The organism is Marvinbryantia sp. (genome assembly GCF_047017445.1).
In the GTDB taxonomy this organism is placed as follows: domain Bacteria; phylum Bacillota; class Clostridia; order Lachnospirales; family Lachnospiraceae; genus Marvinbryantia.
This window is the reverse complement of the sequence record NZ_JBKXTT010000004.1, coordinates 239,858-266,546: the sequence shown is the minus strand read 5'-3', so window position 1 is coordinate 266,546 and position 26,689 is coordinate 239,858. Positions and strand designations below refer to the sequence as shown.

25 protein-coding genes are annotated in these 26,689 nt (G+C 49.6%); 7 read left to right on the top strand and 18 right to left on the bottom strand.

Annotation, left to right across the window (positions count from 1 at the left end; genetic code table 11):
* Position 1: 1 nt before the first annotated feature.
* On the top strand, positions 2–319 hold the full coding sequence (locus tag ACLU9Q_RS06575) for a hypothetical protein (RefSeq protein WP_330592675.1): 318 nt from the start codon (positions 2–4) through the stop codon (positions 317–319).
* Positions 277–1,500 carry a HAMP domain-containing sensor histidine kinase gene (locus ACLU9Q_RS06570; protein ID WP_330592676.1) on the top strand — a complete coding sequence of 408 codons (1,224 nt, stop codon included), beginning with the start codon at positions 277–279 and terminating at the stop codon, positions 1,498–1,500. The genes ACLU9Q_RS06575 and ACLU9Q_RS06570 overlap by 43 nt, the downstream gene beginning before the upstream one ends.
* A 479-nt stretch (positions 1,501–1,979) precedes the next feature.
* On the opposite strand, the gene ACLU9Q_RS06565 is transcribed toward ACLU9Q_RS06570, so the two are convergent.
* The 5 genes from ACLU9Q_RS06565 to ACLU9Q_RS06545 form a co-directional block, all read right to left on the bottom strand.
* Positions 1,980–2,168 (bottom strand): zinc-ribbon domain-containing protein, encoded by a 189-nt coding sequence (locus ACLU9Q_RS06565; protein WP_412624800.1) that lies wholly within the window; start codon positions 2,166–2,168, stop codon positions 1,980–1,982.
* Positions 2,169–2,233: 65 nt separating this feature from the next.
* The gene (locus ACLU9Q_RS06560) at positions 2,234–2,815 is read right to left on the bottom strand and encodes a zinc ribbon domain-containing protein (RefSeq protein ID WP_296908146.1); all 582 of its coding nucleotides are present in this window, start codon (positions 2,813–2,815) and stop codon (positions 2,234–2,236) included.
* Between the two features lie 21 nt (positions 2,816–2,836).
* Positions 2,837–3,427 carry a hypothetical protein gene (locus ACLU9Q_RS06555; protein ID WP_296908149.1) on the bottom strand — a complete coding sequence of 197 codons (591 nt, stop codon included), beginning with the start codon at positions 3,425–3,427 and terminating at the stop codon, positions 2,837–2,839.
* A gap of 5 nt (positions 3,428–3,432) precedes the next feature.
* Positions 3,433–3,870 (bottom strand): zinc ribbon domain-containing protein, encoded by a 438-nt coding sequence (locus tag ACLU9Q_RS06550; protein WP_296908150.1) that lies wholly within the window; start codon positions 3,868–3,870, stop codon positions 3,433–3,435.
* 25 nt (positions 3,871–3,895) lie between these two features.
* On the bottom strand, positions 3,896–4,684 hold the full coding sequence (locus ACLU9Q_RS06545) for a zinc ribbon domain-containing protein (RefSeq protein ID WP_296908152.1): 789 nt from the start codon (positions 4,682–4,684) through the stop codon (positions 3,896–3,898).
* 262 nt (positions 4,685–4,946) lie between these two features.
* Here ACLU9Q_RS06545 and ACLU9Q_RS06540 point away from each other — a divergent pair, with 262 nt between their 5' ends.
* The 5 genes from ACLU9Q_RS06540 to ACLU9Q_RS06520 all read left to right on the top strand — a co-directional run bounded on the left by ACLU9Q_RS06540 (position 4,947) and on the right by ACLU9Q_RS06520 (position 9,058).
* Complete coding sequence (locus tag ACLU9Q_RS06540; protein ID WP_296908154.1) at positions 4,947–5,783, top strand: alpha/beta hydrolase; 837 nt, start codon at positions 4,947–4,949, stop codon at positions 5,781–5,783.
* A 251-nt stretch (positions 5,784–6,034) separates the two neighbouring features.
* Complete coding sequence (locus ACLU9Q_RS06535; protein WP_296908157.1) at positions 6,035–6,490, top strand: MarR family winged helix-turn-helix transcriptional regulator; 456 nt, start codon at positions 6,035–6,037, stop codon at positions 6,488–6,490.
* A gap of 2 nt (positions 6,491–6,492) precedes the next feature.
* On the top strand, positions 6,493–7,824 hold the full coding sequence (locus ACLU9Q_RS06530; protein WP_296908158.1) for an MATE family efflux transporter: 1,332 nt from the start codon (positions 6,493–6,495) through the stop codon (positions 7,822–7,824).
* Positions 7,825–8,012: 188 nt separating this feature from the next.
* Complete coding sequence (locus ACLU9Q_RS06525) at positions 8,013–8,369, top strand: CidA/LrgA family protein (RefSeq protein WP_296908160.1); 357 nt, start codon at positions 8,013–8,015, stop codon at positions 8,367–8,369.
* Positions 8,366–9,058 carry an LrgB family protein gene (locus ACLU9Q_RS06520; RefSeq protein WP_296908162.1) on the top strand — a complete coding sequence of 231 codons (693 nt, stop codon included), beginning with the start codon at positions 8,366–8,368 and terminating at the stop codon, positions 9,056–9,058. The genes ACLU9Q_RS06525 and ACLU9Q_RS06520 overlap by 4 nt, the downstream gene beginning before the upstream one ends.
* Before the next feature lie 146 nt (positions 9,059–9,204).
* Here ACLU9Q_RS06520 and ACLU9Q_RS06515 read toward each other — a convergent pair whose 3' ends face one another.
* From ACLU9Q_RS06515 to ACLU9Q_RS06455, 13 genes are all read right to left on the bottom strand, one after another.
* A complete protein-coding gene (locus ACLU9Q_RS06515) occupies positions 9,205–10,809 on the bottom strand; it encodes an ATP-binding protein (protein ID WP_296908164.1) in 1,605 nt (534 codons plus the stop codon).
* 185 nt (positions 10,810–10,994) lie between these two features.
* Positions 10,995–12,476, bottom strand: coding sequence for a sulfatase (locus tag ACLU9Q_RS06510; RefSeq protein WP_298512726.1), 1,482 nt, complete (start codon positions 12,474–12,476; stop codon positions 10,995–10,997).
* A gap of 10 nt (positions 12,477–12,486) precedes the next feature.
* Positions 12,487–13,956, bottom strand: coding sequence for a sulfatase-like hydrolase/transferase (locus tag ACLU9Q_RS06505; protein ID WP_298512729.1), 1,470 nt, complete (start codon positions 13,954–13,956; stop codon positions 12,487–12,489).
* Positions 13,957–13,971: 15 nt separating this feature from the next.
* Positions 13,972–14,715, bottom strand: coding sequence for an ABC transporter ATP-binding protein (locus tag ACLU9Q_RS06500; protein ID WP_296908170.1), 744 nt, complete (start codon positions 14,713–14,715; stop codon positions 13,972–13,974).
* Positions 14,712–15,497, bottom strand: a complete 786-nt coding sequence (locus tag ACLU9Q_RS06495) for an ABC transporter ATP-binding protein (RefSeq protein WP_412624819.1) — start codon at positions 15,495–15,497, stop codon at positions 14,712–14,714. Before ACLU9Q_RS06495 ends, ACLU9Q_RS06500 begins: the two co-directional genes overlap by 4 nt.
* A complete protein-coding gene (locus tag ACLU9Q_RS06490) occupies positions 15,476–16,267 on the bottom strand; it encodes an ABC transporter permease (RefSeq protein ID WP_296908173.1) in 792 nt (263 codons plus the stop codon). The genes ACLU9Q_RS06495 and ACLU9Q_RS06490 overlap by 22 nt, the downstream gene beginning before the upstream one ends.
* Entirely contained in the window at positions 16,264–17,052 is a 789-nt protein-coding gene (locus tag ACLU9Q_RS06485) for an ABC transporter permease (protein ID WP_296908175.1), read from the bottom strand. Before ACLU9Q_RS06485 ends, ACLU9Q_RS06490 begins: the two co-directional genes overlap by 4 nt.
* Before the next feature lie 89 nt (positions 17,053–17,141).
* On the bottom strand, positions 17,142–18,182 hold the full coding sequence (locus ACLU9Q_RS06480; RefSeq protein WP_296908177.1) for an ABC transporter substrate-binding protein: 1,041 nt from the start codon (positions 18,180–18,182) through the stop codon (positions 17,142–17,144).
* Between the two features lie 247 nt (positions 18,183–18,429).
* On the bottom strand, positions 18,430–19,452 hold the full coding sequence (locus ACLU9Q_RS06475) for a LacI family DNA-binding transcriptional regulator (RefSeq protein ID WP_296908179.1): 1,023 nt from the start codon (positions 19,450–19,452) through the stop codon (positions 18,430–18,432).
* A 144-nt stretch (positions 19,453–19,596) separates the two neighbouring features.
* Complete coding sequence (locus tag ACLU9Q_RS06470; protein ID WP_296908181.1) at positions 19,597–21,366, bottom strand: L-fucose isomerase; 1,770 nt, start codon at positions 21,364–21,366, stop codon at positions 19,597–19,599.
* Between the two features lie 24 nt (positions 21,367–21,390).
* Complete coding sequence (locus ACLU9Q_RS06465; RefSeq protein WP_296908183.1) at positions 21,391–22,269, bottom strand: sugar phosphate isomerase/epimerase family protein; 879 nt, start codon at positions 22,267–22,269, stop codon at positions 21,391–21,393.
* Positions 22,270–22,280: 11 nt separating this feature from the next.
* Positions 22,281–25,481 carry an alpha-mannosidase gene (locus ACLU9Q_RS06460; RefSeq protein ID WP_296908185.1) on the bottom strand — a complete coding sequence of 1,067 codons (3,201 nt, stop codon included), beginning with the start codon at positions 25,479–25,481 and terminating at the stop codon, positions 22,281–22,283.
* Complete coding sequence (locus tag ACLU9Q_RS06455; protein ID WP_296908187.1) at positions 25,478–26,629, bottom strand: hypothetical protein; 1,152 nt, start codon at positions 26,627–26,629, stop codon at positions 25,478–25,480. Before ACLU9Q_RS06455 ends, ACLU9Q_RS06460 begins: the two co-directional genes overlap by 4 nt.
* Positions 26,630–26,689 lie beyond the last annotated feature (60 nt).

Genomic DNA, 26,689 nt, shown 5'->3' with positions numbered 1-26,689 from the left:
CATGAAATCTTTTGGAGCATATATTTCAAAGCATTTGGTGTCTTTTTCTGCATTTCTCCTAATACTGGTGCTTATCAATGTCGTTTTATTTGGCATGACCTTTTATCATACGATTTCAGATGATTACAAAGAGGCATCCCCTCGCGCCATGCTTGAGATGGCATCTGACGCGGCAACCACAGAAGGTCTGACGGATGATGCAGTACAGGAATTGCACCGGCACAATATCTGGGCCATGTACCTGACGCCAAAAGGCGAGGCTTTTGGACACTCGATTTGCCGGAAGAAATACCGCAAAATTATAATATTCAGGATGTAGCCTCATTTTCAAAAGGCTATCTGGAAGATTATCCTGTTTTTGTCTGGAATACCGATGAGGGACTGTTAGTTTTGGGATATCCAAAGAATACCTACATGAAACTTACCAGCAACTATTATTCCATTGATGCAATCAAAAAACTTCCCTTCTATGTTATAGGAATGTTAGGCACGGATGCGCTGTGCCTGTTTTTGACCTATTATTTTTCAAAACGCAGGATCATTCAAAATACAGAGCCGATTGTAGATGCCATTGATACACTGGCAGATGGCAGGCCCGCTTCACTTCATATTGACGGGGAGCTATCCGAAATTGCAGGCAGTGTAAATAAAGCCTCTCTGATATTAAGCAAACAGAACGCGGCCAGGGCCAACTGGATCAGCGGCGTCTCCCACGACATCCGTACACCGCTTTCTATGATTATGGGATATGCTGGCCGGATTAATGCAAATGAAACAATCAGTGACACAATTAGAGAACAGGCTGAAATCATTCGAAAACAAAGCGTCAAAATTAAAGAACTTGTGCAGGATTTGAATTTAGTGTCACGACTGGAATATGAAATGCAGCCGCTTCACAAGGAGCAGATACGCCTCTCCAAACTCATCCGTTCCTATGCGGCTGAATTGCTCAACTCCGGGATTTCTGATGCCTATACGATTGATATTGCGCCAGAAGCAGAAAATTCCTTGCTGGAATGCGATACACGCTTAATTTCACGGGCAATCGGCAATCTCGTGCAGAATAGTATCAGGCATAATCCGCAAGGTTGTAAAATCCAGCTTACCCTCGAAAACACCGATGGGGTACTTATTTTGACCGTTGCTGATAATGGGGTCGGCCTTCCCTCTGAAAAGCTAAAAGAATTAGAGGAAAAGCCTCACTACCTGGAAAGCACCGATGAACGACTGGATCTGCGGCATGGGTTGGGTCTATTACTTGTTCGCCAGATTATAGAGGCGCATCAAGGAACTTTATCTATAGAAAGTGAACCACAAAAAGGATATAGAGCAAAAATCATTTTAAAAAAACGACGCAATCTAAAAATTTTTAAGCGGCAGCTCACAAAAGAGTGCCGCTTTGCTAATACAAGTAAATCAAAGACCTGCGAGATCCTGTCCTTAAATTCTTTCTTCCTTTTTGCATCAAACCACAGGATAACATTCGGATTTTTGGCATAAATAACAGAAGCAAGTTCCCTGTTCTGGCCTGCACCAGATTTATACCCCAGCCTCAATCTGCAAAACGAAAACAGCTCCCCTGTACGAATACCAACCTCCGCCGTAGACGAGATAGGAATAAGAAGATATCGCTGAATATGTCGGTACACCCAGTATATATCCTCATACTTCAAAAAACGTCCAGATCCCTTTCCAAAAATATAATGCTCGCTATAACGGATCTTGTCTCCCAGTATTGATGCGGATGATCCAAACTCATGCATCATTCTTTCAAATGTACCGTCTTCCTTAGCAGACGCAATCCGTTTATTCATTTGATGATAGCCATACGCCCACGGTATACCGAAGCATACTGTTATAGCCAGATAGAACACTACGATCGGCGGCGCTACAAACAGTAAGAAAACTGTAATCGCACACATTACAAAAAAATATTGCGGCAGACATATGGAGCCAGATATTTCCTGAGCGCTTTTTCATCAGTGTGCCGGTAGGGCTGCCGTTGCTGCGACCGCGACTGTGGGTGTGGCTGCAGGGGGTGGCTGCTCCGTATGTGGTGGCGTTCCCTGCTGAATATTCCGAAAAGAACCGTTCATTTGTACTGCCCCGCAATGATTACAGAATTTTGCATTTTCAGGAATCTGTTTCCCACAATTTTGACAAAACATATTGTTCTTATCCTCCTATTACATTGCCTTTTCCGGCAATCCCCGCTCCTTATGTACTTTGTTTATTACCTTCCTTTTTCTTTTGATATACATATGAGCAATATTCCCATAACAGCCATACAGCCCTGGATCAGAATAAGTCCGATCACCCCTGTAGCTATCGTTTCTCCTGTGGCTATAAGACTTCCTAAAGTTATTAAAAGGCTATATTGATGATAGCGTAAACCTGCAAATACAGAAAGTACGCTTAGTGCTGCTAAAGCAATCCCTCCAATCTGCAGAGCCGTCTTTGGTTTCGGAATACAGATCATCAATAGCCCGCCAATAACCATACAGCTTTGCGCAAGAAGAAATATAATATCCTCCGCGCTTACATAGTAGATAAAATGTTCATATTGATGCCATATCAACGATATAAGTATCGAAAGTCCGCTTAATGCAACAAGCATAAAACCTCCAACCTTCAAAGCAGTCCTGATATTTGCATCTATAACCATTTGCTGCGGCGGCTCATAATAATCGTATGACTGCTGTTGCGGTGCTTCCTGAAAAGATGCCGTTGACGAAGCGAGGCCTTGCTCTGCGCCGCAATAATTACAGTATTTTATATTTTCGGGAACTTCTTTCCCGCAATTTAGGCAAAACATCCTGTGCTGATTCTCCTCTCGTCAATGTTCATAGTCCAGCAGAAGACCGCTTTCCTGTAAATATTGCTCGCATTCGCTTAATTTGAAATAGCCATTTGACTCCGGTAATCCCAAAAATTCAGCGATCATAGCAACGCTGTCGGAATTATCCGCATCCAGTTCCTTAAATGCAAATTCACTGCGAATATAACCGTTTTCCAGCTTAACTTCATCGTAGCTAAAATGCAGCATGTCTTCCGAAACTCCGGCAGCTTTGACCTTTTCGTCAAACGCAATATTGTCCTTAAGCATCCCCTCATACTCCGTCGAGCCTGTTGGTACATAAACCACACCGCTGACCTGCGCCACATATTCGGAGCCTTCCCGATACCATAATTCAATCGTGATCCGGTCGTTATCGTCACGGTTCAATTCATATATTTTTTCTTTATTCACTTTCCCTTCTGCGGGTGTCTTTGATTCATCGTCTTCGTCATTGGCAGCGATCGTTTCACCGTTTGCCTGGCTTTCTGAATTTGGATTCTGCTTTGCAGCTGAGCCGGATTCCCCGCAGGCAGCTAAAGCAATCACCATCACACCTATAAATAAAAATGCCAAAATTTTCTTATACATTGTCGTTACCTTCCATTTCCTTTTGATTTGGCGATCATCACGATTCCGCCAGCTATAAACCCTATCTGCATCAAAATTACAACCATATCCGACAGATCAAAGCTATATTGCATGTATTGATATGTACCATTGGCGCAGGCACCAATAACAGAAACGACACCAAGGATCAGCAGTATGATGCCGCCGACTTTCGAGCCTTTCCGCGGCTTTTGCTTTGCAGCCGGCTGTTGTGATGCATAGTTCTGTTGCGACGGTTGCTGCGGCGAAGCATACTTATTGTATGCCTGCTGCTGCGTTGACCGGGAAGGCGCAGAAGCAGCGGCACCTCCCTGCTGCGCTGACCGGGAAGACGCAGAAGCAGCGGCACCTCCCTGCTGCGCCCCGCAGTGATTACAGAATTTTGCATTTTCGGGAATCTCTTTCCCACAATTTGTACAAAACATGATATTTCCATTTCCTTTCCGTTTCTTATTCCAGAGTAAATCCTAAACCAAGCAGTTCTTCTTCCACAGAGTTAATCATTATTTTCCCATCTTCCGTTTCTAATCCTATAAATTCTGCTGCCAGCTCTGCCATATCCGGATCACTTTCTAACAATCCAAAGGCATATTGCATACTAAATTCATCAGCAGATTCCTGTATTGTAATAAATGCGCTGTCAGTTCCGGATTCCTCTAAATAGGCTGCTGCATCATTTACACCATTTTTGAAGGTTTCCATCCAATCCGGGTCAATGGCAGATACATCATAGAAATTCTGCATTCCATCATAGTAACTGACAACACCATCCTCCCGATAGCGTAATGCTATCCTTTCTTCCCCATACTCGTTGCCAAACCGGAAGGTTTTCTCCAGGGACTCTGTGGTAACATTCTGATTTTTTTCTGCGGTTTCTCCTTCCATCGCATCTTCTTTAATTGACGGACTTTCAAGCCCCTCAAATGTAAAGCTGTCTGGCGTATCAAATGCAGTTGGCTGCTTTAATTGATCAGCTCCCGTAGCAAAATACCCGATTGCAAATGCCGCAGCAGCGACCGCTATTGGAACGATAAATCTAAGAGGCCCTTTGCTTTTGTTCTTCGGCGGGCGGGGTTCCGCGTACACAGGCTGTGAATTCACTGCTGAATATTGCGACTCATTCGTCTGGTAAATCGATTGCGTATCTTGTGCAGAGCAATTATTTTGTGCTGCACCACAATAATTGCAAAAATTTATACCGTTCGGAATTTCTTTTCCGCAATTTCTGCAAAACATCATTTATTTCCTCCCTTTCCTACTTTTTATGGCATCCGGAGCTGACGCTTCCCCGGCTGCCAGTTCTTTATAAATACCATACTTCCATCAACTTTACTATTGTCTGCGCGTATTTCATTCCTTTTGTGCACAAATCCACGTCTTTTGTGTACACGTTTATCCCTCCGGGTATTCTTCCAGTCCAGCCGAAGTCCCCCATTTTTCTGTGGAAATCCTTTTTCTTCTTCTGTATAATGAAAGAAAAATGCTTTTAGGAGGGTACGCCATGTTACATAAAAAAATTGCAATCCAGACGGAAGGCTCTCTGCCGGACGCCAGTCTGACCCTGTATCTCTGGGATTATTCAGAGGAAATTCCTATCCGGAAAAGACCGCTGATTCTGATTCTTCCGGGCGGCGGTTATCATTTTCTGTCCGACCGTGAGAGCGAACCGATTGCCCTGCGCTTTATGGCGATGGGATTTCACACGGCTATTCTGCGCTATTCCGTAGCTCCCGCCAGATTTCCGGTCTCCCTGAAGGAAACCGCGCTCGCCGTTTCTTATCTGTACGAACATGCAGACGAGTATCAGATTGACAGCGACAGTATCTTTGTGATGGGATTTTCCGCCGGCGGACATCTCGCCGCCAGCTATGGCGCTTACTGGAACAGCGCCTTTCTCAGCCAGGAAAGCGGCTGCCGGACAGAAACGCTCCGCCCCGCCGGGCTCCTTCTCTGCTATCCTGTTATCTCCAGCGACCCGGCAATCCGCCACGAGGGCAGTATCCGGGAGCTGCTGGGAGACGACTGGCAGGACGAAGAGCTGCTCAGAAAAGTTTCTATTGATAAGCAGGTACATCCGCAGATGCCGCCCGCATTTCTCTGGAACACCATGCAGGACGACACCGTTCCGCCGGAAAACTCTCTGGTACTTGTACAGGCCTATATGAAACAGGGTATCCCCATCGAATACCATCTGTACGAAAAAGGCGGACACGGTCTTTCCCTGGCAAGCGCCCTCACCGACAACATGCAGCACCAGTGCATAGAGGAAAGCTGCCAGAACTGGATATATCTGGCGGAGAAATGGCTGAACCGCAGTGAATGCAAAGTCCTGACCTGAACAGCAACGGCAGAGCACCTGCCGTTCTGTTTTTTCGTATTCTTCTCTTGACAAAAGTCCGAAAGCGGATTATTCTGTATTAATCCGCTTTCGGACTTTTTTTAATATCACAGACCAGGCAGCAAATCAAATCCGCATCTGCAGGCACGGCACCTGGCTTCCTGCCTGCGGAAATAACATAAAGTGCGAAACGCGGAAAAATCGACGGGCTCCTTTGCCGGACGCCCCAAATCACGTAGGAGGACGATATCATGGAAGAAAACCACGCATGGCAGATTCTTGCCCAATATAACAGCATTTTCAGGGAAAGCGACCAGATTTACCGCACCGCCGCAAAATCCTTCGGTCTCTCCGACTGCGCTTTCTGGATTCTGTATTCTCTGCGGGAAGCCAGCACGCCGCTGACCCAGAGTGATATCTGCAATCAGATTTATCTGCCAAAGCAGACTGTCAACTCTGCTCTGAAAAAGCTGGAAGCAGACGGAGTAATCGTCATGGAAGAAATGACGGACCGCCGCAGCAAGCGCCTTGCGCTCACACAGAAAGGCCAGACCCTTGCCGCCCGGACAGCAGACCGGGTGCTGGCGGCGGAGCACGACGCGTTTCTTGGGTTATCCGCACAGGAACAGGAGGAATTTATCCACCTCTTCCGCAAATACACAGATATTCTGAAACAAAATATGACTTTCCAAAAGGAGGAGCTATAGCGATGGCAATACAGTTATCCGACCATTTTACCTACAAAAAGCTGCTGCGGTTCTGCACTGCGCCAATCATTATGATGGTTTTCACTTCCATCTACGGCGTGGTTGACGGATTGTTCGTTTCTAATTTTGTCGGAAAGGTTCCTTTCGCGGCAATCAACCTTGTCATGCCGTTTATTATGATTCTCGGCGGCTTCGGCTTTATGATTGGCACCGGCGGCAGCGCGCTCGTGGCAAAAACGCTGGGTGAGGGAAATAAAACGGAAGCAAACCGCTACTTTACCATGATGATTCTGCTGACAATAATCAGCGGCATTGCGCTCTCCGTCATCGGTATTCTTCTCATGCGGCCGATTTCCCGGCTGCTCGGCGCCACTGACGCCATGATGGAAGATTGTGTGACATATGGCAGAGTCGTTCTGCTTTTTAATACCGCCTACATGCTGCAGAATGTGTTCCAGACCTTTTTTACAACTGCAGAGAAACCGAAGCTCGGTCTTTTCGCCACAGTCGCTGCCGGTGTTACAAATATGGTTCTGGACGCGCTTTTTATCGCCGTATTTCGCTGGGGCGTTGCGGGGGCGGCGCTTGCCACCGGTATCAGCCAGTGCATCGGCGGGCTTCTGCCGCTGCTTTATTTCCTGCGCCCGAACGGCAGCCTTCTCCGGCTCACAAAAACAAGGCTGGAGGCGCGCGTCCTGTGCAAAGCCTGTGTAAACGGCTCCTCCGAGCTGATGTCAAATATCTCCGGCTCGCTGGTAAGTATGCTGTACAATTTCCAGCTAATGCGCTTTGCCGGTGAAAACGGCGTCGCCGCTTATGGAGTTCTGATGTACATCCAGTTTATTTTTATTGCCATTTTCATCGGATACACCATCGGTACCGCGCCCATTATCGGATATCATTACGGCGCCGGGAACCGCGGGGAGCTGAAAAATATGCTCCGCAAAAGCTTTCTGCTGATGGCCGCTGCCGGTATCTGCATGATGCTGGCTGCCAAAATCCTCGCCGCCCCACTGGCAGCTATTTTTGTCGGATACGACCAGGAGCTTCTGGAAATGACACGCCATGCTTTTTCCGTTTTTTCATACTCCTTCATCCTGGCAGGGCTGAATATTTTTACTTCCTCATATTTTACCGCGCTGAACAACGGGGTCGTCTCCGCGATTATTTCCTTCTCGCGTACCCTCGTCTTCCAGACGCTCTCCGTCCTGATTCTGCCAATTTTCCTGGGGCTGGACGGTATCTGGTGGGCAATCACGGTCGCAGAGGTGCTCGCCTTCGTGGTTTCCTTTTTCTTCCTGCGCCGGAAAAAACTCAATCCCGCGCTGGCTTAGTAAGGTTCATGCATTTGCCAGAATATACCTTTGCCGAAAACTAAACCTTGACTTTGCACAGCGGGGACACTATGATAATGCTGATATTACATGATGCCAGGATTGTGAGAATGCGCAGCACCCCGCAATCCGTCGGCATCATAGTTGGGAGCTTTTTTCCCAACATCATTACATTGGAGGAGAGAATTATGAAGTTCTTACGGCAATTCGGTATTATTTTGTTTATTTCGTTTCTGGGAGAGGCGCTGCGGATGCTGATTCCTCTTCCTATTCCGGCAAGCGTTTACGGGCTGATACTCATGCTTGCGGCATTATGCAGCGGCGTTCTGAAATTAGAGCAGGTGAAGGATGCGGCAGATTTTCTGATTGAGATTATGCCTGTCATGTTTATCCCGGCGGCTGTGGGTCTGCTGGATTCCTGGTCCGCCCTGCAGCCGATATGGGCGCCGGTGCTGATCATCACCATTGTGACCACTGTCATCGTAATGGCAGTGACCGGTCGTGTCACACAGTTTATCATTCGGAAAGGGGAAAAGAAAAAATGAAGGAATTTCTGGTCGACTCTGTATTTTTCGGCGCTTTCCTCAGCCTTGCCGCCTATGAAATCGGACTGCTTATGAAAAGAAAATGCAAGCTTCCCATTTTGAATCCTCTGCTGATTGCAACCATTTTGGTGATGGCGGTGCTCGTTCTTCTGGACGTCGAATATGAACACTACAACGAGGGCGCCAGGTACATCAGCTATCTTCTGACGCCTGCCACGGTATGTCTGGCAGTTCCGCTCTATCAGCAGCTTACTCTGCTGAAAAAGAACGCAAAAGCCGTAGCTGCAGGCATTCTCTCCGGGGTTTTGACAAGCCTGGTGAGCGTCTTTCTGCTGGCGCAGCTTTTCGATCTGACCCATGAACAGTATGTCACACTGCTGCCGAAATCCATCACGACAGCGATTGGCCTTGGCGTTTCACAGGAACTCGGCGGCATCGAGACGATCACAGTCGCCGTTATTATCATCACAGGAATTCTTGGAAATGTGATCGCGGAAACGCTCTGTAAAATTTTCCGGATCGAGGAGCCGGTCGCAAAAGGACTTGCCATCGGCACCGCTTCTCACGCGATCGGAACCTCAAAGGCAATGGAGCTCGGACAGGTAGAGGGCGCCATGAGCAGCCTCGCCATCGCCGTCGCCGGACTGCTGACGGTTGTCGGAGCTTCCATCTTTGCAGAATTTATGTGAAAGTCCGCTGAACGTTTCACACTTTTTGCTTTATAACTCTGTCAGCGCTTAAAATCCGCGAACCGTCACACAGGAAGTAACATCCTAAACATAAATATAAAATCTGCCGCATAAGGGTACTCCCCTTGCTACGGCAGTTTCCTGTTTTATACAACAGCTTCAATCACCATCTTATCCCCGACAACTATTTCCTGCACGCCTGGCTGTTTTTTCCGGTTAAAATTAAAGCTGACCATGTAGCCTTTGTTTTTCCGGTAGTCGTCCAGATAGGAAACAAGCTGCTGCTCCCCGCGACTGTTGTACTCCTCCCCGCGCCAGATTTTCAGCTCTATGATATACTGCTCCCCACAGTAATCGACAATCACATCCGTGCGCCGCAGTCCTCTGGTACGTGATTCAATATAATAATTTCCAACGCCGTTAATGATCGGCTTCAGGTACAGGAGGAAATATTTTCTCCCTTCCTCTTCCAGAAAAGTCTCATTCTGGTTCTGGTACAACTCATTAAAATGCAGCACAAACTTTTCCAGAACAAGCCGCATGTTCAGATGACCGTTTACCACAAACTGATTTTTATCCAGCAGCGCCGCCGTGTAAATGTCCTGCTTCTGCACCTCGGCAGTGGACAGGTAATAATTATAAAGCCAGGTCTCAAAAATGCGGTTCGCTATCTTCACCGCCCCGCCCTGGTTCCGTATAAACCCGAACAGTTCCGCATCCGCCAGTATCTGCGTATATGCGTTGTACACAACATTTTTCCCCGTAAACAGCAGTGTTTCCAGCATAGCGCTCAGTTCCGGATAATTCAGCAGCTTTCCGCTGAGGGATTCAAACAGAGTATTTTTCTCCGACAGCAGTATTTTCACCGCTTCCCGGACTCCTTCCTCCGTCCATGCCCGGCTTTTCGAACCATATTCCTCCATCCCACTGATTTCCTCATCCATCAGCTTACACAGGCGCGACACCAGGAACGGATACCCGGAGGTGTAATCATACAGCATGGTGGAAATTTCTTCAATATCCATCCCGGTCTGCCAGTCCGCCTCGTATTCCCTCAGCATTCCCGCAATGTCCTCCGCAGAAAAGCTCATGTCGATATTAAAGTCTGCTGCTATATTCCACGGACTGTTTACCCTGTGCGCCTCCTCCGGACGGATTTTCCGCCGGAGATTCTTCACATCATAAACCCCCGCCAGAATCACAGACTGGAACGTCGGCTGCATGTCCCGGTCAATATAATATGCGCGCAGCTGCGCCAGAAAATCCAGAAATACCTGATTATTCGAGGCGCTGTCCACCTCGTCGATCATCAGCACAATCGGTCTGTCCGCCGCCATACAGATGTCACTCAATTCGTCAAAAAGCCATTGCAGACGGAATCCACCAGGCTCTTCCCGTACAATTTTTTCAAGATTGCCAACAGCATTTTTCAACTCCCCAGACATCTGTGCCGAATTTCTCTTTAAAACCCGCAGAAAAAGACGCGCAAACGAGAGCGCAAACGTGCCTTCTGTCTCAAATTCTCCTGCACCGAGCATCTGAAAGTCTATAGAAACAACATAGTATTCACTCTGCAGATAACGTCCAAGCGCCCGCAGCGTCGTCGTTTTTCCGTATTGTCTTGCTCTGTTTATCGTGAAGTAATCCCCGGCATCGACCATCTTTTTAATCTTTTTCAGCCGTTCATCAAGGTTTACCATGTAATGCTTTTCCGGTATGCACACCGCCGCCACATTAAAAATTTTTGCCATTTCCGCTGCCACCCCTTTTCGCAGGTCACGTATTATATTTTCCAAAAACAATCACTACTTTTGTGACTATTATATCAGAAATATAAAAGGGTGGCAACACCAAAAGACTGCCGCTGCCACCCGCACAAAACACGCTGTTACTGTTCACGCCAACCTCAAACACCTGCTGCGACGACAACACATTTTTAATATTCATACAGCAGATGCATAGAGAAATCCATATTTTTCAGTATCGCACTGTCAAAATTCTTTTTAATAAGCTTCGCCTTCAACTCTGCATACGCCGGATCATCCCACAGGTTTTCGAATTCCTCCGGATCGTTCCGGTGGTCATACAGCTCGCCATACTCCTTTCCATGGTAGTTTACCAGCTTGTATCTGCCGTCAAAGTACATCGTCGCGTAAATATCCTCATGCGTTCCCTTGAGGCAGTGATAAAACTCGGAATACACGGATTCCTTGTGCGGCATGCCCTCCCCCTCTCCGGTAAGCAGCGGAACCAGACTTTTGCCCTGCATGTAATACGGCACCTCAAAGCCTGCCAGCTCCATAAGCGTCGGCGCGATATCCACCAGCTCCACGAGCTGATCGCAGCGCACGCCCTGGCGGAAGCGCGACGGGCATGACATGATCAGCGGAACATGCACCAGCGCTTCATAGAAATATGCGCCCTTCCAGTACAGTCCATGGTCGCCGTTCATCTCGCCATGATCGCTCATAAAAATTACAAGGGTGTTTTCACGCTCCCCCGTGCGGTCGAGATAATCAAGCAGCCTGCCAAACTGGTCGTCCACCAGCTCAATCTCTGCGTAATAGTCGCGGAAATGCTCACGCTTCTCCTCATCGGTAAGGTCGGGGAACGGCTCTGCCTGTCCGTCCTGTCCGCCCTGATAAAAATCCTTTTTCTGATGGGGCGGCTTTTTCTCCAGCTCCCCCTCTTTGAAAAGCGGAAGCGGCATATCCTCAATTTTCAGCCGGTCCTTATATTCCTGCGGCGGATCAAGCGGCGGATGCGGATCGTAAGGATTCAGGCTGATCAGCCAGGGATGATCCTTTCCCCGGTTTGCCTCAATAAATTCAATCGCTTTTTCCACGCACCAGGTCGTCTGATGATACTCAGCGGGCACCCCCACCGTCTTTCCGGTAAAATTGGGGTTCGGCGTCGGCGGCCAGGTTGCCATGCTGGTATATTTTCCGCCATAGATGTCCGCCCATTTCAGTCCCTTTTCTCTCAGCCAGTTCTGGTAATCATTTTCCCCATGCAGCCAATCGTCGTTCGGATGCTCGCTCCACTGCATATAGGTATAGCCGTCATCCGTGCGCGTCTCCATGCGTCCCTGCGCGGACGTCAGATGCAGCTTTCCCGACAGCCCGCACACATAGCCCTCGTTCGCCAGCAGCCGTGTGACAAGCTTTTCATCCTTCGAGTATGTGTCGTTGCCGTTGAAAAACGCCTTCGTCGTACGCGGGTAGCGCCCTGTCAGAAAACAGGACCGGCTCGGCGTACATACCGGCGCCTGCGTATAGGCTCTGGTAAATGCCACTCCCTCCGACACAAGACGGTCAATATTCGGCGTGCGGATATACGGATTTCCCAGGCTGCCGATCGTATCCCATCGCTGCTGATCCGTACAGAACCACACAATATTCAGCGGTTTTTCCGCCATAAATGCCACCTCATTTCTCTATGTCCATTCGTTCATACAGCTCCGCCGGAGCCTCGCCGGCTTTCATCAGAGCGCGCATTGCCTCCAGCATCCGCTCCTCGATCCCACCATCCTGTATCGGCCGCTGCTGGTACGGATCCGTCTCCAGATCAAACAGCAGATCGCCGTATTTTATATGGTCCTCATACTGATAGCAGGTATTGTCTGGAGAAGTTGCTCCGCTCGCCGGAATCTTCATCACCGGGATGCCCTTTGTAAACGAAAATTCCCCTGTCAGCGTCGTCTCCGTCTGCTTTAATTCCTCTTCCGTAAACGGATGGAACATGTGCAGCGGCAGCAACGTGTAATTATACAGACAGCCTTCCGTTTTACGCCCGCTCCTCATATAGACATAACGCCCGTCTGTCACGTTGACATGTTTTCCAAAATAGCCAAATAAGATCGCATCGTGAATACAGCGGTCATTCTCCAGCACCGGAAGCAGGGAACGCCCCATCATATCCGCCGTCGGCACAATTCCAAAGCAGTCCAGGATGGTCGGCGCAATGTCGATCGTCTGGCAGAGCGCACTTCGGCGCTCCCCCGCATGTCTGATCTGCGGATGCCACAGGAAAAACGGCGTATGTACAATTTCCTCATAGCACGGCATATAATTTTTCCCGAAGAATCCCTTTTCCCCCAGCATATAGCCGTGATCTGTGTTCACGATCAGCATGGTATCCTTCCACATATCATGCGCATCCATAAAATCCAGGATCTCCCCGAGATAATGATCGATCATCGACAGCACCGCCCGGTAATTAAGCTGCGCTTCCTGCACCTCTTTTGCGTCCGGCTCCACCTCACCGTAAAACGGCCAGTCAAACGGCGCATCCTTATCCGTATATAGCTTCTTGTATCGCTCCGGCACAAAATAGGGCTCATGCGGATCAAAATACTCCACATGGAGGTACCAGTTATCCTGCCGGTAATTGTCTTCCAGAAATTCCAGCGCACTCTTACAGGTCTGATAGTGCGGATGGTTTTCTTCCCCCTGCATTGCCTCCCGGTTCACGGCGTCCTGTCGGTGCAGATCGAGATTTTCTGTGAATCCGTCCACCTTCCCTTTCCAGAAATCGCCCTCCTGCCCGCGGATCATCTCACAGGAAGAAAACTTTGTGTGATAAGTGCTTCCTCCCTCCTGCCAGTAGTGGGCATGATCCGTCACACAATGCGAATAAATCCCGTGCTCTCCCAGAATGGACGGCAGCGAATCGTCAAACGGCTCCAGCGGTCCCCAGCAGCGGTGCAGAAAATTGTATCTGCCGGTCTGCAGCTCTCTCCGCGCCGGAATGCACGGAAGACTCCCCACGTAAAACTTATCAAAGACGGCTGTCCTTTCCGCCAGTCTCCGGAAATTCGGCATAATGGAAATCTCATCGCCATAACACGGGAGATACCTGCGATTCAGTGAATCATACATAATCGTAATTGCCCGCATACGTTCCTCCTATCCCTACCACCACTTGATCAGCTCCGTCACCTCATTGCGCAGACGCACAAATTCCGGGGCGGCAATATCGCGCGGCCGCGGCAGTGTATTTTCAATCGTTGTCTTGACGGTCGTCGGCTTATTCGTCAGGATCATGATCTTATTGCCGAGATAAACCGCCTCTTCAATATTATGTGTGATAAAAAGCACCGTTGTCTTTGTCATCTGCCAGAGCTTTACCAGCTCATCCTCCAGCTTAAAACGCAGCTCAATGTCAAGCTGTCCGTAAGGCTCGTCCATCAGCAGAAGATCCGGTTCCGTCGCAAATGCGCGCGCAATACTCACGCGCTGCAGCATACTTGCCGAAAGCTGTTTGGGATAATACTTGCGGTATTTCGTAAGACCTACGATATCCAGATATTTTTCTACCTGCTCTTTCTTTTTCGCTTCCGGTACCTTCTTCACCTTCAGTCCGAACCCCACATTTTCCTCCACCGTAAGCCACGGCATTGTGGAATCTCCCTGAAAAATGTAGGCGATGTTCTGCTTCCTGGTGTCTACCTTCTGTCCGTCCAGCAGGATCTCTCCGCTGGTAATATCATATATTTTTGTGAGACTGTTCAAAAAGGTCGTCTTTCCGCAGCCGGTCGGTCCGACTACGCACAGCAGATCCCCGTCCATGACATCAAAGGACATGTCGTCCAGCACCAGCAGGTCGCCAAATTTCTTGGTAAGATGATTTACCTTTACTTTTACTTTTTCGCTCATTGCTGCCTCCCGTCTGACGTACTGTCTAAAATTCCCGTGATTTCCTTTCGCAGCGCCAAAAACTCCGGTGACACCAGATCGCGCGGCCGCGGAAGTTCGATCTTATACTCCCGTTTTACTGTCGCCGGGCAGTTCGTCAGCACCAGAATACGGTCCGCCAGATAAATTGCTTCCTCAATATTATTCGTGACAAAAATAACCGTCCTCTTTTCCGCATCCCAGATGCGCTGCAGCTCCTCCTGCATCAGATAGCGCGTCTGCGCATCCAGCGCGCCGAACGGCTCGTCCATCAGCATCACCTTCGGCTCATTGCAGTATGCCCTTGCAATGCCTACGCGCTGGCGCATTCCGCCGGAGAGCTGTACCGGAAATGAATTTTCAAAACCCTGCAGGCCTACCAGATCAATGTATTTCTGCGCACGCCTGCGGCGCTCTTCCTTTTTAACGCCCGCTATTTTCAATCCGTATTCCACATTTCCCATTGTCGTCATCCATGGGAACAACGCCGTCGACTGAAAGACCACGCCCCGCTCCGGTCCCGGCTTTGAGATCTCTTTTCCAAGAAAAGTCATGCTGCCCTCGCTCGCCGGCTCAAAACCGGCGATCAGATTCATGATCGTGGTCTTTCCGCACTGTCCCGGTCCGAAGAGCACCAGAAACTCGTTTTCTTTTGCTGCCATATTCAGGTCTTTGATCACCTGATGTTCTCCCTCCGGCGTCTCAAACGATTTGCACACGCCTCTGCATTCAATCATATTTGCTACTGTCCGCTCTTGTTCCACCGACATAACACATCCTCCGCTTTTCTCATCAAAATTGCAAGGATATAGCCTACCACGCCAATCATTACAATTCCCGATAAAATCTGAACCATATCGTTATTGTTCATTCCAGCCACGATCATCCATCCAAGACCTTCCGAAGACCTCACCATCTCCGCTGCCAGTACGGTCGCCCAGCTGCTGGAGAGCGCCACCTGCAGTCCCGCAAAAATAGACGGCACGGAAGCCGGAAGCACGATCGTTGTAAAAATCTGCCGCTCACTCGCTCCAAGCATACGCGACGCGTTTACGATTTCCGGATCTACGCTCTTGGCGCCTGCCATGGAGTTCAGCGTCGTATTTGAAAAGGATGCAAGAAAAATCAGAAATATTTTTGCATTCTCTCCAAGTCCAAACCAGATAATGGAGATCGGGATCCACGCAATCGGCGGGATCGGGCGGATAATGCGGAAAATCGGATTGATGATCGCCTCCGCCACCGGATACCACCCCATCAGAAGTCCGCAGACGATACCTACCGCAGAACCGATCAAAAATCCGGCAAGTACCCGCATCAGGCTATAGCCGACATGCACCATGATACTATGCTTTCCAACGGTTCCCACGATTCCCTCTCCGATCGCACGCACAACCTCAACCGGTCCGGGCATAAATAAACCAAGCTCCGTAAATGCCGCGCCCCATGCCCACAACAGCAGGAAGGCGCCGATAGAAACACAGGCGCAGACTCCCGTGATCGCTTTTTCACCTATTCTCTTATTTTTTGTCATTTTGCATTCATTCCTTTCGCTACCCGTACTTCTATCATGTGGAGCACGGCGTCAAAGACTGCGCCCACTGCGCCGATCGCAAGCATACCTACAATGATGATATCCGGTCTGGAAATTGCGCGCGCCTGCTGTATCATGTACCCCAATCCCTTTGTGGAGGCCAAAAGCTCTGCTGCCACCAGCGCTGTCCAGGAGGTTCCGAGCGCCACGCGCAGCCCGGTAAAGATCATCGGAAGTGCCGTTGGGATCGCCACCAGAAACAGCTTCTGCATACTGGATGCGCCAAACACATCGCCCACCCACAGATGCACCTCTTTTGTCTGCCGGATACCTGTATAGCTGTTTACGATACAGGCGATCAGGGCGCCCAGGAAAATAACCAGCGCTTTGGAGGTAATGCCGATACCGAACAGCAGGATAAACATCGGGATCCACGCCAGTCCGGGAATCGGACGGATCATATCAAACAGCGGCCGCACAAAACGGTCCACCCATTTATTCCACGCCATTGCGATCCCAAGCGGTACCCCAACCAGCGCTCCGAGCGCATAGCCCAGCAGCGCCACTCTGATACTCGCCCAGAGGTGCTGCGGAAGCGTTGCTCCGTCCGGCGCCTTGGTCGTCATCTTCTGGATAAATGTCTGAAACACCTTCGCCGGTCCCGGAAATACAAGCTCCGATTTCAAATGAAATACATTGATGCATAAAAACCAGACAAAGATCACCGTCAAAATGGAAGCCGTCGAAATCAGCAGATATTTCGTTTTCTTTTTTGTCTTCTTCATAAAAACTCATTTCCTTTCAGAGATAAAATAAGGCTGCTGCAGCCTGTGATCACCAGCATATGCAGCAGCCTCTCCGGTTTCATTATCACTTATTTTCTTGCTTTTACCGCTTCAACAAAGGAAGTGTCAATGCTTGCCTCTACATTTGCCACATCACTCTCAGCGATCATTTCCTGCTCTACATAGAAGTTCGCGATATCTACCATAAATTGTCCAAGCTGATTTTCTTCCGTATTTACCGTTTCACGCGTAAAGTAATCTTTTACTTCCACCTCAGCGTCCATATCAGATTCGCTGTAGGTAATGCCCTCTTCTGCATACCATGTCACAGCCGATTCGCGGCGCATCGCCTCATCATTCATAATATCCTCACACGCTTTGTAATAGCATTCCAGGAAAAGGATCAGATCATCCTTTTTCTCCTCCGCCACATTATTCTGTACAAAAATGGTATCAATAATCGGATTGTCCAGAATCAGATTCATGTCACAGACCTTCACATAGCCGGCCTCCTCAAGCTGATTCGTATACGGCATCTTTGCCGCGATCAGATCACCCTCTCCGGTAACAAATGCCTGATAAGCCTGCGCATAATCCATGGATACCATGCTGAAATCATCGGCAGTCAGTCCGAAATATTCAATATACTTGATCGCCTGGTAGTGTGCCGTTGTAGCAAGCGGTCCTAAAATAGACACGCCCTTCAGGCTTTCCGCATCGCCGATGATTCCTTTCTCATCCGCTCCCGCCTGCACATACGGGCTGTCCGCTCTCGCATAGATGGATTCGCCGCCTGTTGTGATCACGCCATCGCCGATATAGGTATACATACCGGTTGCCAGACCATATACAGATGCCATTCCGCTGACTGCCACATCCAGCTCTCCGGCCGCCATCGCTTCGTTGATCGGGGCGCCTGTAGCAAAAATCTCAATATTCACGTCCAGACCTGCCTCTTCAAAGTAGCCCTTTTCTTCCGCCACATGTACCGGAAGTCCCAGGGAATTCGCCATCGTGCCGACTGTCAGTGTTTCCCCGGACGGTGTCAGTTCTTCTGCATTTACCATCATTCCGCTAAGACATGTAAAAACCAAACCTGCTGTCAATACTGCCGCTATTTTCTTCTTCATCTGTACTTTCCCTCCATATCCTTTTGTTAATCATGCTCTGTTTTTCTTTTTGAATACGTATTCATTCGGTAATTTCAACATAACATTATTTGCAGTGCCTGTCAATCATTTTTTTGCCAAAATCATATCTTTTTACTCATTTTGTTAAATCTTCACAATCCAAATTCCTTGTTTTTGTGAAAAATTCTCAAAGAAAAACTGCCGGCCTCACCTTTTGGCGAAACCGACAGTTTTACCTGAAATCCGATTATGCAAAATCGTTGCACGTTGTCTCCCGCAGTATCAGCCGCGGTTTGATCCATTCCTGGATCACTCCGTCTTTTTTCTCGATCATGTCCAGAAGGAGCGTACATGCACGCGGTACCATTTCTTCCACCTGCACGTGGATCGTGCTGATCTGCGGATGCAGGTAAGTCGTCAGCGGAATATCATCCATCCCGATAATCTGCACCTGCTCCGGTATTCGGATTCCCTGTGATACCAGAGCCTGCACAATGCCAATCGCCAGCATATCGCTGTAGGCAAGAATTGCTACCTTTCTGCCCCGGAATTTTCCCGGATTTTCGTTCACAAGCTGATATGCAGAATCGATCCCCAGAGCGCAGTAAAGGATATCTTCCTGCGCCACCTGCTGCCCGACCTCCTCAAGAGCCTGCCGGAAACCCTGCAGACGGCGCTTCGCGTCATTGGATTCCTCAAAAACAGTGATAAACATTTTCTCATAATCCGTGAAATTCCGCAGATAACATCCCGCCAGATAACCGCCGTAAATACTGTCTGAAAACAGATAATTAAGGTTGCCGCGGATCTTGGCACTGGCATTCATCATAAACACACACGGAACCTTATACTTCTCAATTACTTCCATCTCTTTATCGGAAAGCTCCATGCGCAAAACCAGAAAACCGTCCACCTTGCGGCGGCGGATAATCCGCTCAAAGCTTGAAAAATCATCCGTTTCCTTATCGTAGTAGATGACCATGATATCATAACTATAGTGGCTCAGTTCCTTCTGGATACAATCGTATACGTAGGCAAGCATCAGATTCTTGTTCATGCCAAGGAAATGCTTCGGAAATAAGATCCCAATCGTTCCCGTCCGCTTCGTCTTCAGACTTTGCGCCTGACTGTTGAGTTCAAATCCATACTCCTTTGCCTTCTGTATGATATACTGTTTTTTCTCCTCCGGCACCAGATTGCTGTTATTCAGAGCACGTGAGACCGTGGGCTGCGATACTCCGATCAGACTTGCAAATTCTTTCGACGTCATATGCTTTTTCCAATCTTTCTATTACTTTTCCAGCAGGATGGTGCTGGTAAATTTATCTAAAGTATAGCATAGTTCGCCGCAAATGTCATCCTTCCCTGCAGTTTTGTTTTTCTTTATCGGCTCCTCTATAAAAAAGCATTCTCATTATTTATACAGCGGTCCGTATGTCCGGCAGGCAAGATAATCCGCCGCCTGTCTGTCCACCGTGCCAAATGCTCCCCAGCAGTGCGGACGGTAGATTTCCTCTTCCGGTACATTGTGCATGGCTACCGGAATGCGAAGCATGGACGCCAGCGTGATAAGGTCCGCTCCGATATGCCCATAGGCGCAGGCTGCATGGTTTGCTCCCCAGTTTGCCATCACCGAATACACGTCTGCAAATGCGCCCTCTCCTGTTGTGCGCGGAACGAACCATGTTGTTGGCCAGGTGGGATCTGTGCGCTCGTCAATGACCGCATGAACCTTCTCCGGCAGAGTAATGCTTTGCCCTTCTGCAATCTGCAGCGTCGGACCGATTCCATCCACCAGATTCACCCGGATCATCGTCAAGGGCATCTCAGCTCCGGTAGCAAAATGTGAGGAAAAGCCTCCGCCTCTGAACTGGCACAACTCCGCCGGGCACCAGTCCGTAGCGGAAAGGCAGCCGCAGATGTCCTCCTGCGTCATTTCCCACCAGCGTTTCATTACCGGCTGTCCGGACTCTCCTCTGGAAGCACCGGTAGCATCCAGGCATGCCGCGCCGGAATTAATAAGATGGATAAACCCTCCGGCCGCTGTCCCTGAAAGCCGCTGTCCGGTAGCACGCAGAACTGCATCAGGACTCCAGTAAGCCCGCACATCCGCGAAAAGGGCAGCGCGTCCGGTAAGCAGGTTCGCAAACAGCATGGAAAGTCCGTTTAAATTGTCGTTCTCCGTTGCCAGAATAAGCGGCTGTTTTTTGCCGTTCCAGTCGAAGGTGGAGTTTAGGATAGCCTCAGAGAAATCCCCGTTTGGCTTCCAGTCTGTCCACATACGCTGTCCCTGAAAACCGCCCATGATCGCATTTCTTCCCAGTGCCTCCTCCTTGTATCCCATATCCGCCAGCTTTTCATTTCCCTGTAGGATATCTCTTATAATAAGTGTCATCTTTACAACAAATTTCCAGTCCTCTTCCTTCCGGGCGGCGCTGTGGGCACGCTCAGGCGGATTGGGGTCCTTTCCTTCCGGGCAGTTTTCTCTCACCCATGCCAGCGCCCTCTCATACTCTTCCCCGTCAAAAATGCCAAGCGCTTCCCTTCGGAGAATCTCTGTCATATCCACCCATTCTGCGCGCATTCCCAGATATTTCTGGTAAAAATCCATATTGCAGTAGGATCCCATAATTCCCATAGATACGCTGCCAATATTCACGTAGGCTTTTCCCCGCAGCTGTCCGACTGCTATTGCGCATCTCGCCCAGCGCAGAATTTTTTCCTCCACATCCTCCGGAACAGAATCATCGCACATGTCCTGCACATCCCGTCCATAAATAGAAAATGCCGGAAGGCCTGCCTGGTTGTGCGCAGCCATTGCCGCTGCCAGATAGACTGCCCCGGGGCGGGAGGTTCCGTTAAATCCCCAGATCGCTTTGACAGTGGAAGGCTCCATATCCAGCGTTTCGCTGCCATAGCACCAGCTCGGCGTAACGCTCAGTGTGGCGCATACGTTCTGTGCGGCAAATTCTGCCTGGCAGCGGGCAGCTTCTTCGCCGCCTCCGATACTGCCGGAGAAGATCACGCATTTCACAGGAGTTCCATCGGCATAGTAAAGTTTCGATTCTATCAGTGTCCTGGCTTTTTCCGCCATGCTGCGGGTTTTTCCCTCCAGCGCCTCGCGGATTCCGAGGAGCCTTGCGTCAACAATTGGCCGGATACCAATAATGGGGTATGTTTTCATGTCGTTACCTCTTCCTTTCTGTGATCATGTATGATTTCCGGAGAATACATGCCGCAGGAAAGCGACGGAACCTGCCGCATCCTCATCCAGCCGGGCGCCATCCGCCCCTTTGCTTAAGTCTCTCCAGATTCTGATATCTTTTCCTATAGTCCCTCCGCAGGTCACAAAAGGTTCCATTACCACAGCCTTGTCATAATGGATCTCCCGCAGAGCGCTTCCGATGGATGCCCATGGGAGACTGCCTTTTCCGGGTACGCGCCGGTTATTTTCTCCCACATGAAAATGTCCCAGCCGTTCTCCGGCCAGCCGGATGGCGTCCGCCATGCTGTCCTCCTCAATATTCATATGAAACGTGTCCAGCATGATCTTCACGGCGTCCACATCCACCTCTTCCACAAATTGTTTTGCTTCCTCCGCCGTATTCAGCAGATATCCCTCAAAGCGGTTGAGCACCTCCAGACAATATTCCACGCCGCAGCTTTCCGCGATCTTTCCCACCGTGCGGACATTCTCCACGCTTCTGTTCCAGTCTCCGGCCTTGTCGATCGGTTTCGAATAATCCACCGGCCAGTAAGAATAAATTCCTCCCCCAATTGTGTGGATCCCTAAATATTCCAGCTTTTTCAAAATATCCGTATAAAAAGAAATCGCATGCCGGATCACAGCGGGATCAGAGCTTGCCAGATTCTCCGACGGTCCGGGTCCATAGCCGGCAGTGAGGATCACATCATTGTCATCTGCGGCTTTTTTCAGGAGCTCCAGTTCCTTCTGATCTGCGCAGGCGATGCCCGCACAGGAAATCTCCAGAATATCAAATCCCAGCTTTTTTACCTTTTCCATATATTTGATATAGTCCGCATTCCATTCCTTTTCCCAATAAGCAAAATAAATGCCATATTTCATAAAAAACCTCCTTATGCGAAATATAATTTACAGGTATTGACAGAGAAAGGCTTTGCCATATACTCAAAAGAATTTGCATCAGACAGAGGAAGCTCTGTCAGCTTTTCTTCCATAAGAGTGCAATCCCACACTGCACGAAGCGGAAACATGGAGGTAAACCGCGCATTACACAGACAGTTTCCGGTTTCGTAAAAGCGCAGGATGAGTGCGTCCTCTTCATCCGCTTTTTTCACGCAATCTATGAGAACAGACGGATGATCGCAAGTGAAGAAGGACGCTTCTGCAGGCAGGGAGCCTTTCCGGCTGCCCGTTTCTTTTGCCGGCAGCGGAAGGTTCATGGAATGCGCCTGCATGACAGTGCCGCCATCCGGAACCGGACCGCTATGGGCATAAAGAGCGTAAGTAAATGTATGTTTTCCCCGATCCAGTGTGGGTTCGGGAGCCATACCGGCTTTCAGCAGGGTAATTGCGATCCGCCCGTCCCGGACGGAATACCCGTATTTACAGTCATTCAGCAGGCTGACGCCATAACCGCCTTCTGAGATATCCGCCCATGTGTGCGCGCAAACCTCATATTTTGCCGTATCCCAACTGGTATTGCTGTGCGTCGGGCGGCGCACGCTGCCGTACTGAATCTCAAACGTAGCAAAATCCGTGTTGACATCAACAGGAAATTCCGCTTTCAGCACAGACGAATCCTCCTGCCAGTCAATGTCCGTGACAAAATCTATGCGCGGAATGTGATGGTACAAATAGATCGTCTGATCAATAAGGGAACGATGATATCTTTTCCTTATGCGCAAAGCATAGCGCAGAGGCCCCCTCTCCAGCACCTCCACCTGCTCCACCCTGTCGACAGACCAGCTTTTTTCTTCATAATACATATCAATATTCCAGCTATCCCAGCGATATGGACGATCCTCATAGACCACCAGACAGTTTCCGGGCGTGTTTTCCGGCAATATCCTCCGGCCGGCACGTTTATCATAAAGGCGGATCAATTCGCCCGCATCGCTAATATCAAAAGAGAAAAAACTGTTTTCCATGTGCGCAGTGCTGATCGGATAAGGCGTAATTTCATCACATTTGCGCTTACAGGGCAGTTTTTCTGCATCCGCCGCCCGCAGCGTCGTATAACCCAGCGCAGGCAGGCCCGACAGCGCCAGAAGCACCTTGCCGTCAAAGCTTCGCTGACTGGGCAGCATATTGCCAGAAGCATCCAGATACTGCGTCTTTTCCCCAAAGGGCTGATAAGCTGTCTCAAACAACGCATCCCGCCGGAAGGGAGCCGGCTGAAAGATCAGAAGGCCGGGGCCGTCTAAGGCGATCCGGGATACCAGGCGCTCCAGACCGGCATCCGTCAGCTCCGTCATCTGTGCAAAAAGCTGTGCAAACTGTTTTTCGGAATCCTCATACACCTTTCCGATACAGCTGCCCGGCAGTGTGTCGTGAAACTGGTTTAAAAGCAGCGTCTCCCACAGATCGTAAAGCTTTGCGTCCGGATAATCGTCTCCCATGCAGAAAAGAACGCTCTGCAGCAGCTCCGCAGTATAAAGACCTTTCTCTGCCCTGCGGTTATTCTTTTTTATTTTTGCACAGGAGGTGTATGTTCCCTGATGCAGTTCCAGATATAGTTCCCCTGTCCATTTGGGAAGGTATTTCTGCCCTTTCAGGCGATCCGCAAGCTCTGCGAAGAAAGGACCGATCGCCCCGGAAGTAACCGTCGGAAATCCGGGGATCCCCTTTTTCATGCGCTCAAGCTTCTCCAGCATTTCCATCGTGGGGCCTCCGCCTCCGTCACCGTAGCCGTAGCACATAAGAACCGTATGATTGACTTCCTTCTGCTTATACTGCTTCCAGGTACCGACTACCGTCTCAGGATGCAGAACACCATTGTAGGTGGCTCCGCAGTTTCCCTCCGACGCTCCCAGCTCCGGCGTGGTAAGAAAATAGGTCGGAATCTCAGAACCGTCAATTCCCTTCCACAAAAAGGTATCATATGGCATGGTATTGAGCATATTCCAGCTGATTTTCGAGGTCACGAAAAAATCAATGCCGGATTTTTTCAGGATCTGCGGAAGCGCCGCGCTGTAGCCAAACACATCCGGAAGCCAGAGAACATGGCTGTCCCTGCCAAATTCCTCCCGGATAAATTTTTTACCGCAGATGATCTGGCGCACCAGCGACTCCCCGCACGGGAGATTGCAGTCGGCCTCCAGCCACATGGCGCCCTCCGGCTCCCAGCGTCCATCCGCGATCTGCGCCTTTATTCTTTCATATAGCTGCGGATTGTCCCGTTTCAGGTAAGCATAGAGCTGCGGACTCGTATGCATGAAGCAGTAATCCGGATATCGCTCCATAAAAGAAAGAACCGTGGAAAAACTGCGCTGCGCCTTCAGGCGCGTCTGGTCGAGATCCCAGAGCCACGCCATATCAATGTGCGTATGACCGACGCAGTGTACGGTAACGGAATCGTCCGACGAACCATATCCATATTTTTCAAGATAATCATGCGCTCTTTTCATCCCGGCATAGAAATCCCGGCTCCCCGGGGTTCGCAGGTCCAAAAGATTTATCGCTTCATTGACAGCGTCAAGCAGAGAATATCTCTGTACGCTCTCCTCAGACATCGTCTGAGCAGCCTCAAAAAGCGTGAGCATATCATAATAAAGCTCCTTTACCGCCGTATCCAGAACACAGATTTCAGGGAAAAAGCTGTATCCGGCGTCCGTAAGCCCGGTGTACGCCTGGAACGCCAGCCTGATCGTTCCCTTCCGGTAATCCTCCGCCTCCAGCGGGACAACCGTATGGTTGGTATCCATTCCCTGACGAAGCCTGTCGTTTACAAATACCATAAACTGAGGGTTCATCAGATCCCAGTTATGGCTTCCTGCGGATACAAAGGTAGACAAGAGGGCGGTATCCCGCTTCTGGCCTGCGGCAGTGGAAACCCTGAGAAGGAGCTGTTCCTTCTCAAAGCCATCGGGGAGATGCACTGTCGCAAAAAACCAGAAGTAGGCATTGCGCCCGCCCCATTGCCCATGTATAGGATAAGGCTGCGCCTGTGATAAAAAAGGCTCAGCCGCATCCGGCGAATCAAAGCGGCCGCTCAACATCCGGATATTCTCTACCGGAATTGCCGCTTTTATCTGAAGGGCTTTAAGATCCATCAAAATCCTGCGGATCCGATCATTCCGAAATAACGTATTCATAGATTTTCCTCCAGATATTTTACAAAGTCCGGGAAATCCCCGGCAGTACGGATCAGTCCTCCGTAAACATTGGTTGCGCTGACTACCATACTGGGCAGCTTTTCATAATTTTCGTTTACACACTCAAAAGAACCTTCTTTTTTAAAACAGTCTGTCACCTTCAAAAGAGTGTCCGCTGCCAGAGAAAAGTCCTTCTGCGCAAGGCACCAGAGAATCCAGCCGGTGGCTGTCGCCCAGTATGCGCCGTTCTGATAGGTTTCCGGCTCAATCTCGATCAGAAGCTTCTCCCAGTATTCCCCGCGCAGCAGATGGCGTACCTGCCCCTTGTACATGTAGCGATCATAATTTTTATATAAAAAGGTAAGGATCGTTTCTTTTTCAGCCTTTCCGACCGGAAATCCGATGTAAAGCATGTACGCCATGCCCCAGATATCTGTCTGACGACAATCGCCGGAGGCAGCATAATATAACCCCGTGCCGTCATCGCGCAGTGTCCCGATGGAACGCTCCACCGCACCGGACAGAGCCGCATATTTCGCACTGTTTCCCAGGCTGTACTGGCTGCAAAGCGTCTCCATCATGCGGCACGCTCTCCAGAACAGCAGAGATTCCATGAACAGCTCGCCCGTCTTGCAGACCGTATCCGTAAACCCATACGGAGAATGGGGCTTTGCCGGATTATTGAAGACCAGTCCCTTCTGATTTAAAGGGATCAGAGAAAGCCCCCTGGATAAGTAAGGCTCCCATTCCCGAAACAGAATGCCAAAATGTTCCATGTCCATTCGCTGATATAAGCTATATACTGTAAACACCAGAAATGGTGTATTATCCAGATTCGCCTCGCCGATAGGGTGGCCCATCGCACCGGCAGCATACACCCCGACGCCATCCCTGGTCACGCGGTCCGGCATCCATCCGTCCTCTCTGCGGTGCTGAATAGAATAACGGATACATGCGATAATATCCTCCTCCGGGACAGCAAAGCCGGCATACTCTGCCATATAGGAAAAATCCCGCAGCCACAGGGCGTCGTAGTTGGCAATGCCGTCAGGCGTATACAGCCAGGTGCCGTCATACGCCTGCGCACGGCATCCATGAATAAGTTCCAAAGAAAGTTCAGCCAGATAAGATTTCAGTGTGTTGTACATATAAGCGCCCTCCTGTCCGCCAAATAGTGATGATCTCTTTTTCCATCCACAGTATAGCAC

What these genes read in the sequence shown, in the direction of transcription:
- ACLU9Q_RS06575 (WP_330592675.1), top strand. Translation starts at nt 2, where the DNA reads ATGAAATCTTTTGGAGCATATATTTCAAAGCATTTGGTGTCTTTTTCT.
- ACLU9Q_RS06565 (WP_412624800.1), bottom strand. Translation starts at nt 2,168, where the DNA reads ATGTTTTGTCAAAATTGTGGGAAACAGATTCCTGAAAATGCAAAATTC.
- ACLU9Q_RS06560 (WP_296908146.1), bottom strand. Translation starts at nt 2,815, where the DNA reads ATGTTTTGCCTAAATTGCGGGAAAGAAGTTCCCGAAAATATAAAATAC.
- ACLU9Q_RS06555 (WP_296908149.1), bottom strand. Translation starts at nt 3,427, where the DNA reads ATGTATAAGAAAATTTTGGCATTTTTATTTATAGGTGTGATGGTGATT.
- ACLU9Q_RS06550 (WP_296908150.1), bottom strand. Translation starts at nt 3,870, where the DNA reads ATGTTTTGTACAAATTGTGGGAAAGAGATTCCCGAAAATGCAAAATTC.
- ACLU9Q_RS06545 (WP_296908152.1), bottom strand. Translation starts at nt 4,684, where the DNA reads ATGATGTTTTGCAGAAATTGCGGAAAAGAAATTCCGAACGGTATAAAT.
- ACLU9Q_RS06540 (WP_296908154.1), top strand. Translation starts at nt 4,947, where the DNA reads ATGTTACATAAAAAAATTGCAATCCAGACGGAAGGCTCTCTGCCGGAC.
- ACLU9Q_RS06535 (WP_296908157.1), top strand. Translation starts at nt 6,035, where the DNA reads ATGGAAGAAAACCACGCATGGCAGATTCTTGCCCAATATAACAGCATT.
- ACLU9Q_RS06530 (WP_296908158.1), top strand. Translation starts at nt 6,493, where the DNA reads ATGGCAATACAGTTATCCGACCATTTTACCTACAAAAAGCTGCTGCGG.
- ACLU9Q_RS06525 (WP_296908160.1), top strand. Translation starts at nt 8,013, where the DNA reads ATGAAGTTCTTACGGCAATTCGGTATTATTTTGTTTATTTCGTTTCTG.
- ACLU9Q_RS06520 (WP_296908162.1), top strand. Translation starts at nt 8,366, where the DNA reads ATGAAGGAATTTCTGGTCGACTCTGTATTTTTCGGCGCTTTCCTCAGC.
- ACLU9Q_RS06515 (WP_296908164.1), bottom strand. Translation starts at nt 10,809, where the DNA reads ATGGCAAAAATTTTTAATGTGGCGGCGGTGTGCATACCGGAAAAGCAT.
- ACLU9Q_RS06510 (WP_298512726.1), bottom strand. Translation starts at nt 12,476, where the DNA reads ATGGCGGAAAAACCGCTGAATATTGTGTGGTTCTGTACGGATCAGCAG.
- ACLU9Q_RS06505 (WP_298512729.1), bottom strand. Translation starts at nt 13,956, where the DNA reads ATGCGGGCAATTACGATTATGTATGATTCACTGAATCGCAGGTATCTC.
- ACLU9Q_RS06500 (WP_296908170.1), bottom strand. Translation starts at nt 14,715, where the DNA reads ATGAGCGAAAAAGTAAAAGTAAAGGTAAATCATCTTACCAAGAAATTT.
- ACLU9Q_RS06490 (WP_296908173.1), bottom strand. Translation starts at nt 16,267, where the DNA reads ATGACAAAAAATAAGAGAATAGGTGAAAAAGCGATCACGGGAGTCTGC.
- ACLU9Q_RS06485 (WP_296908175.1), bottom strand. Translation starts at nt 17,052, where the DNA reads ATGAAGAAGACAAAAAAGAAAACGAAATATCTGCTGATTTCGACGGCT.
- ACLU9Q_RS06480 (WP_296908177.1), bottom strand. Translation starts at nt 18,182, where the DNA reads ATGAAGAAGAAAATAGCGGCAGTATTGACAGCAGGTTTGGTTTTTACA.
- ACLU9Q_RS06475 (WP_296908179.1), bottom strand. Translation starts at nt 19,452, where the DNA reads ATGACGTCGAAAGAATTTGCAAGTCTGATCGGAGTATCGCAGCCCACG.
- ACLU9Q_RS06470 (WP_296908181.1), bottom strand. Translation starts at nt 21,366, where the DNA reads ATGAAAACATACCCCATTATTGGTATCCGGCCAATTGTTGACGCAAGG.
- ACLU9Q_RS06465 (WP_296908183.1), bottom strand. Translation starts at nt 22,269, where the DNA reads ATGAAATATGGCATTTATTTTGCTTATTGGGAAAAGGAATGGAATGCG.
- ACLU9Q_RS06460 (WP_296908185.1), bottom strand. Translation starts at nt 25,481, where the DNA reads ATGAATACGTTATTTCGGAATGATCGGATCCGCAGGATTTTGATGGAT.
- ACLU9Q_RS06455 (WP_296908187.1), bottom strand. Translation starts at nt 26,629, where the DNA reads ATGTACAACACACTGAAATCTTATCTGGCTGAACTTTCTTTGGAACTT.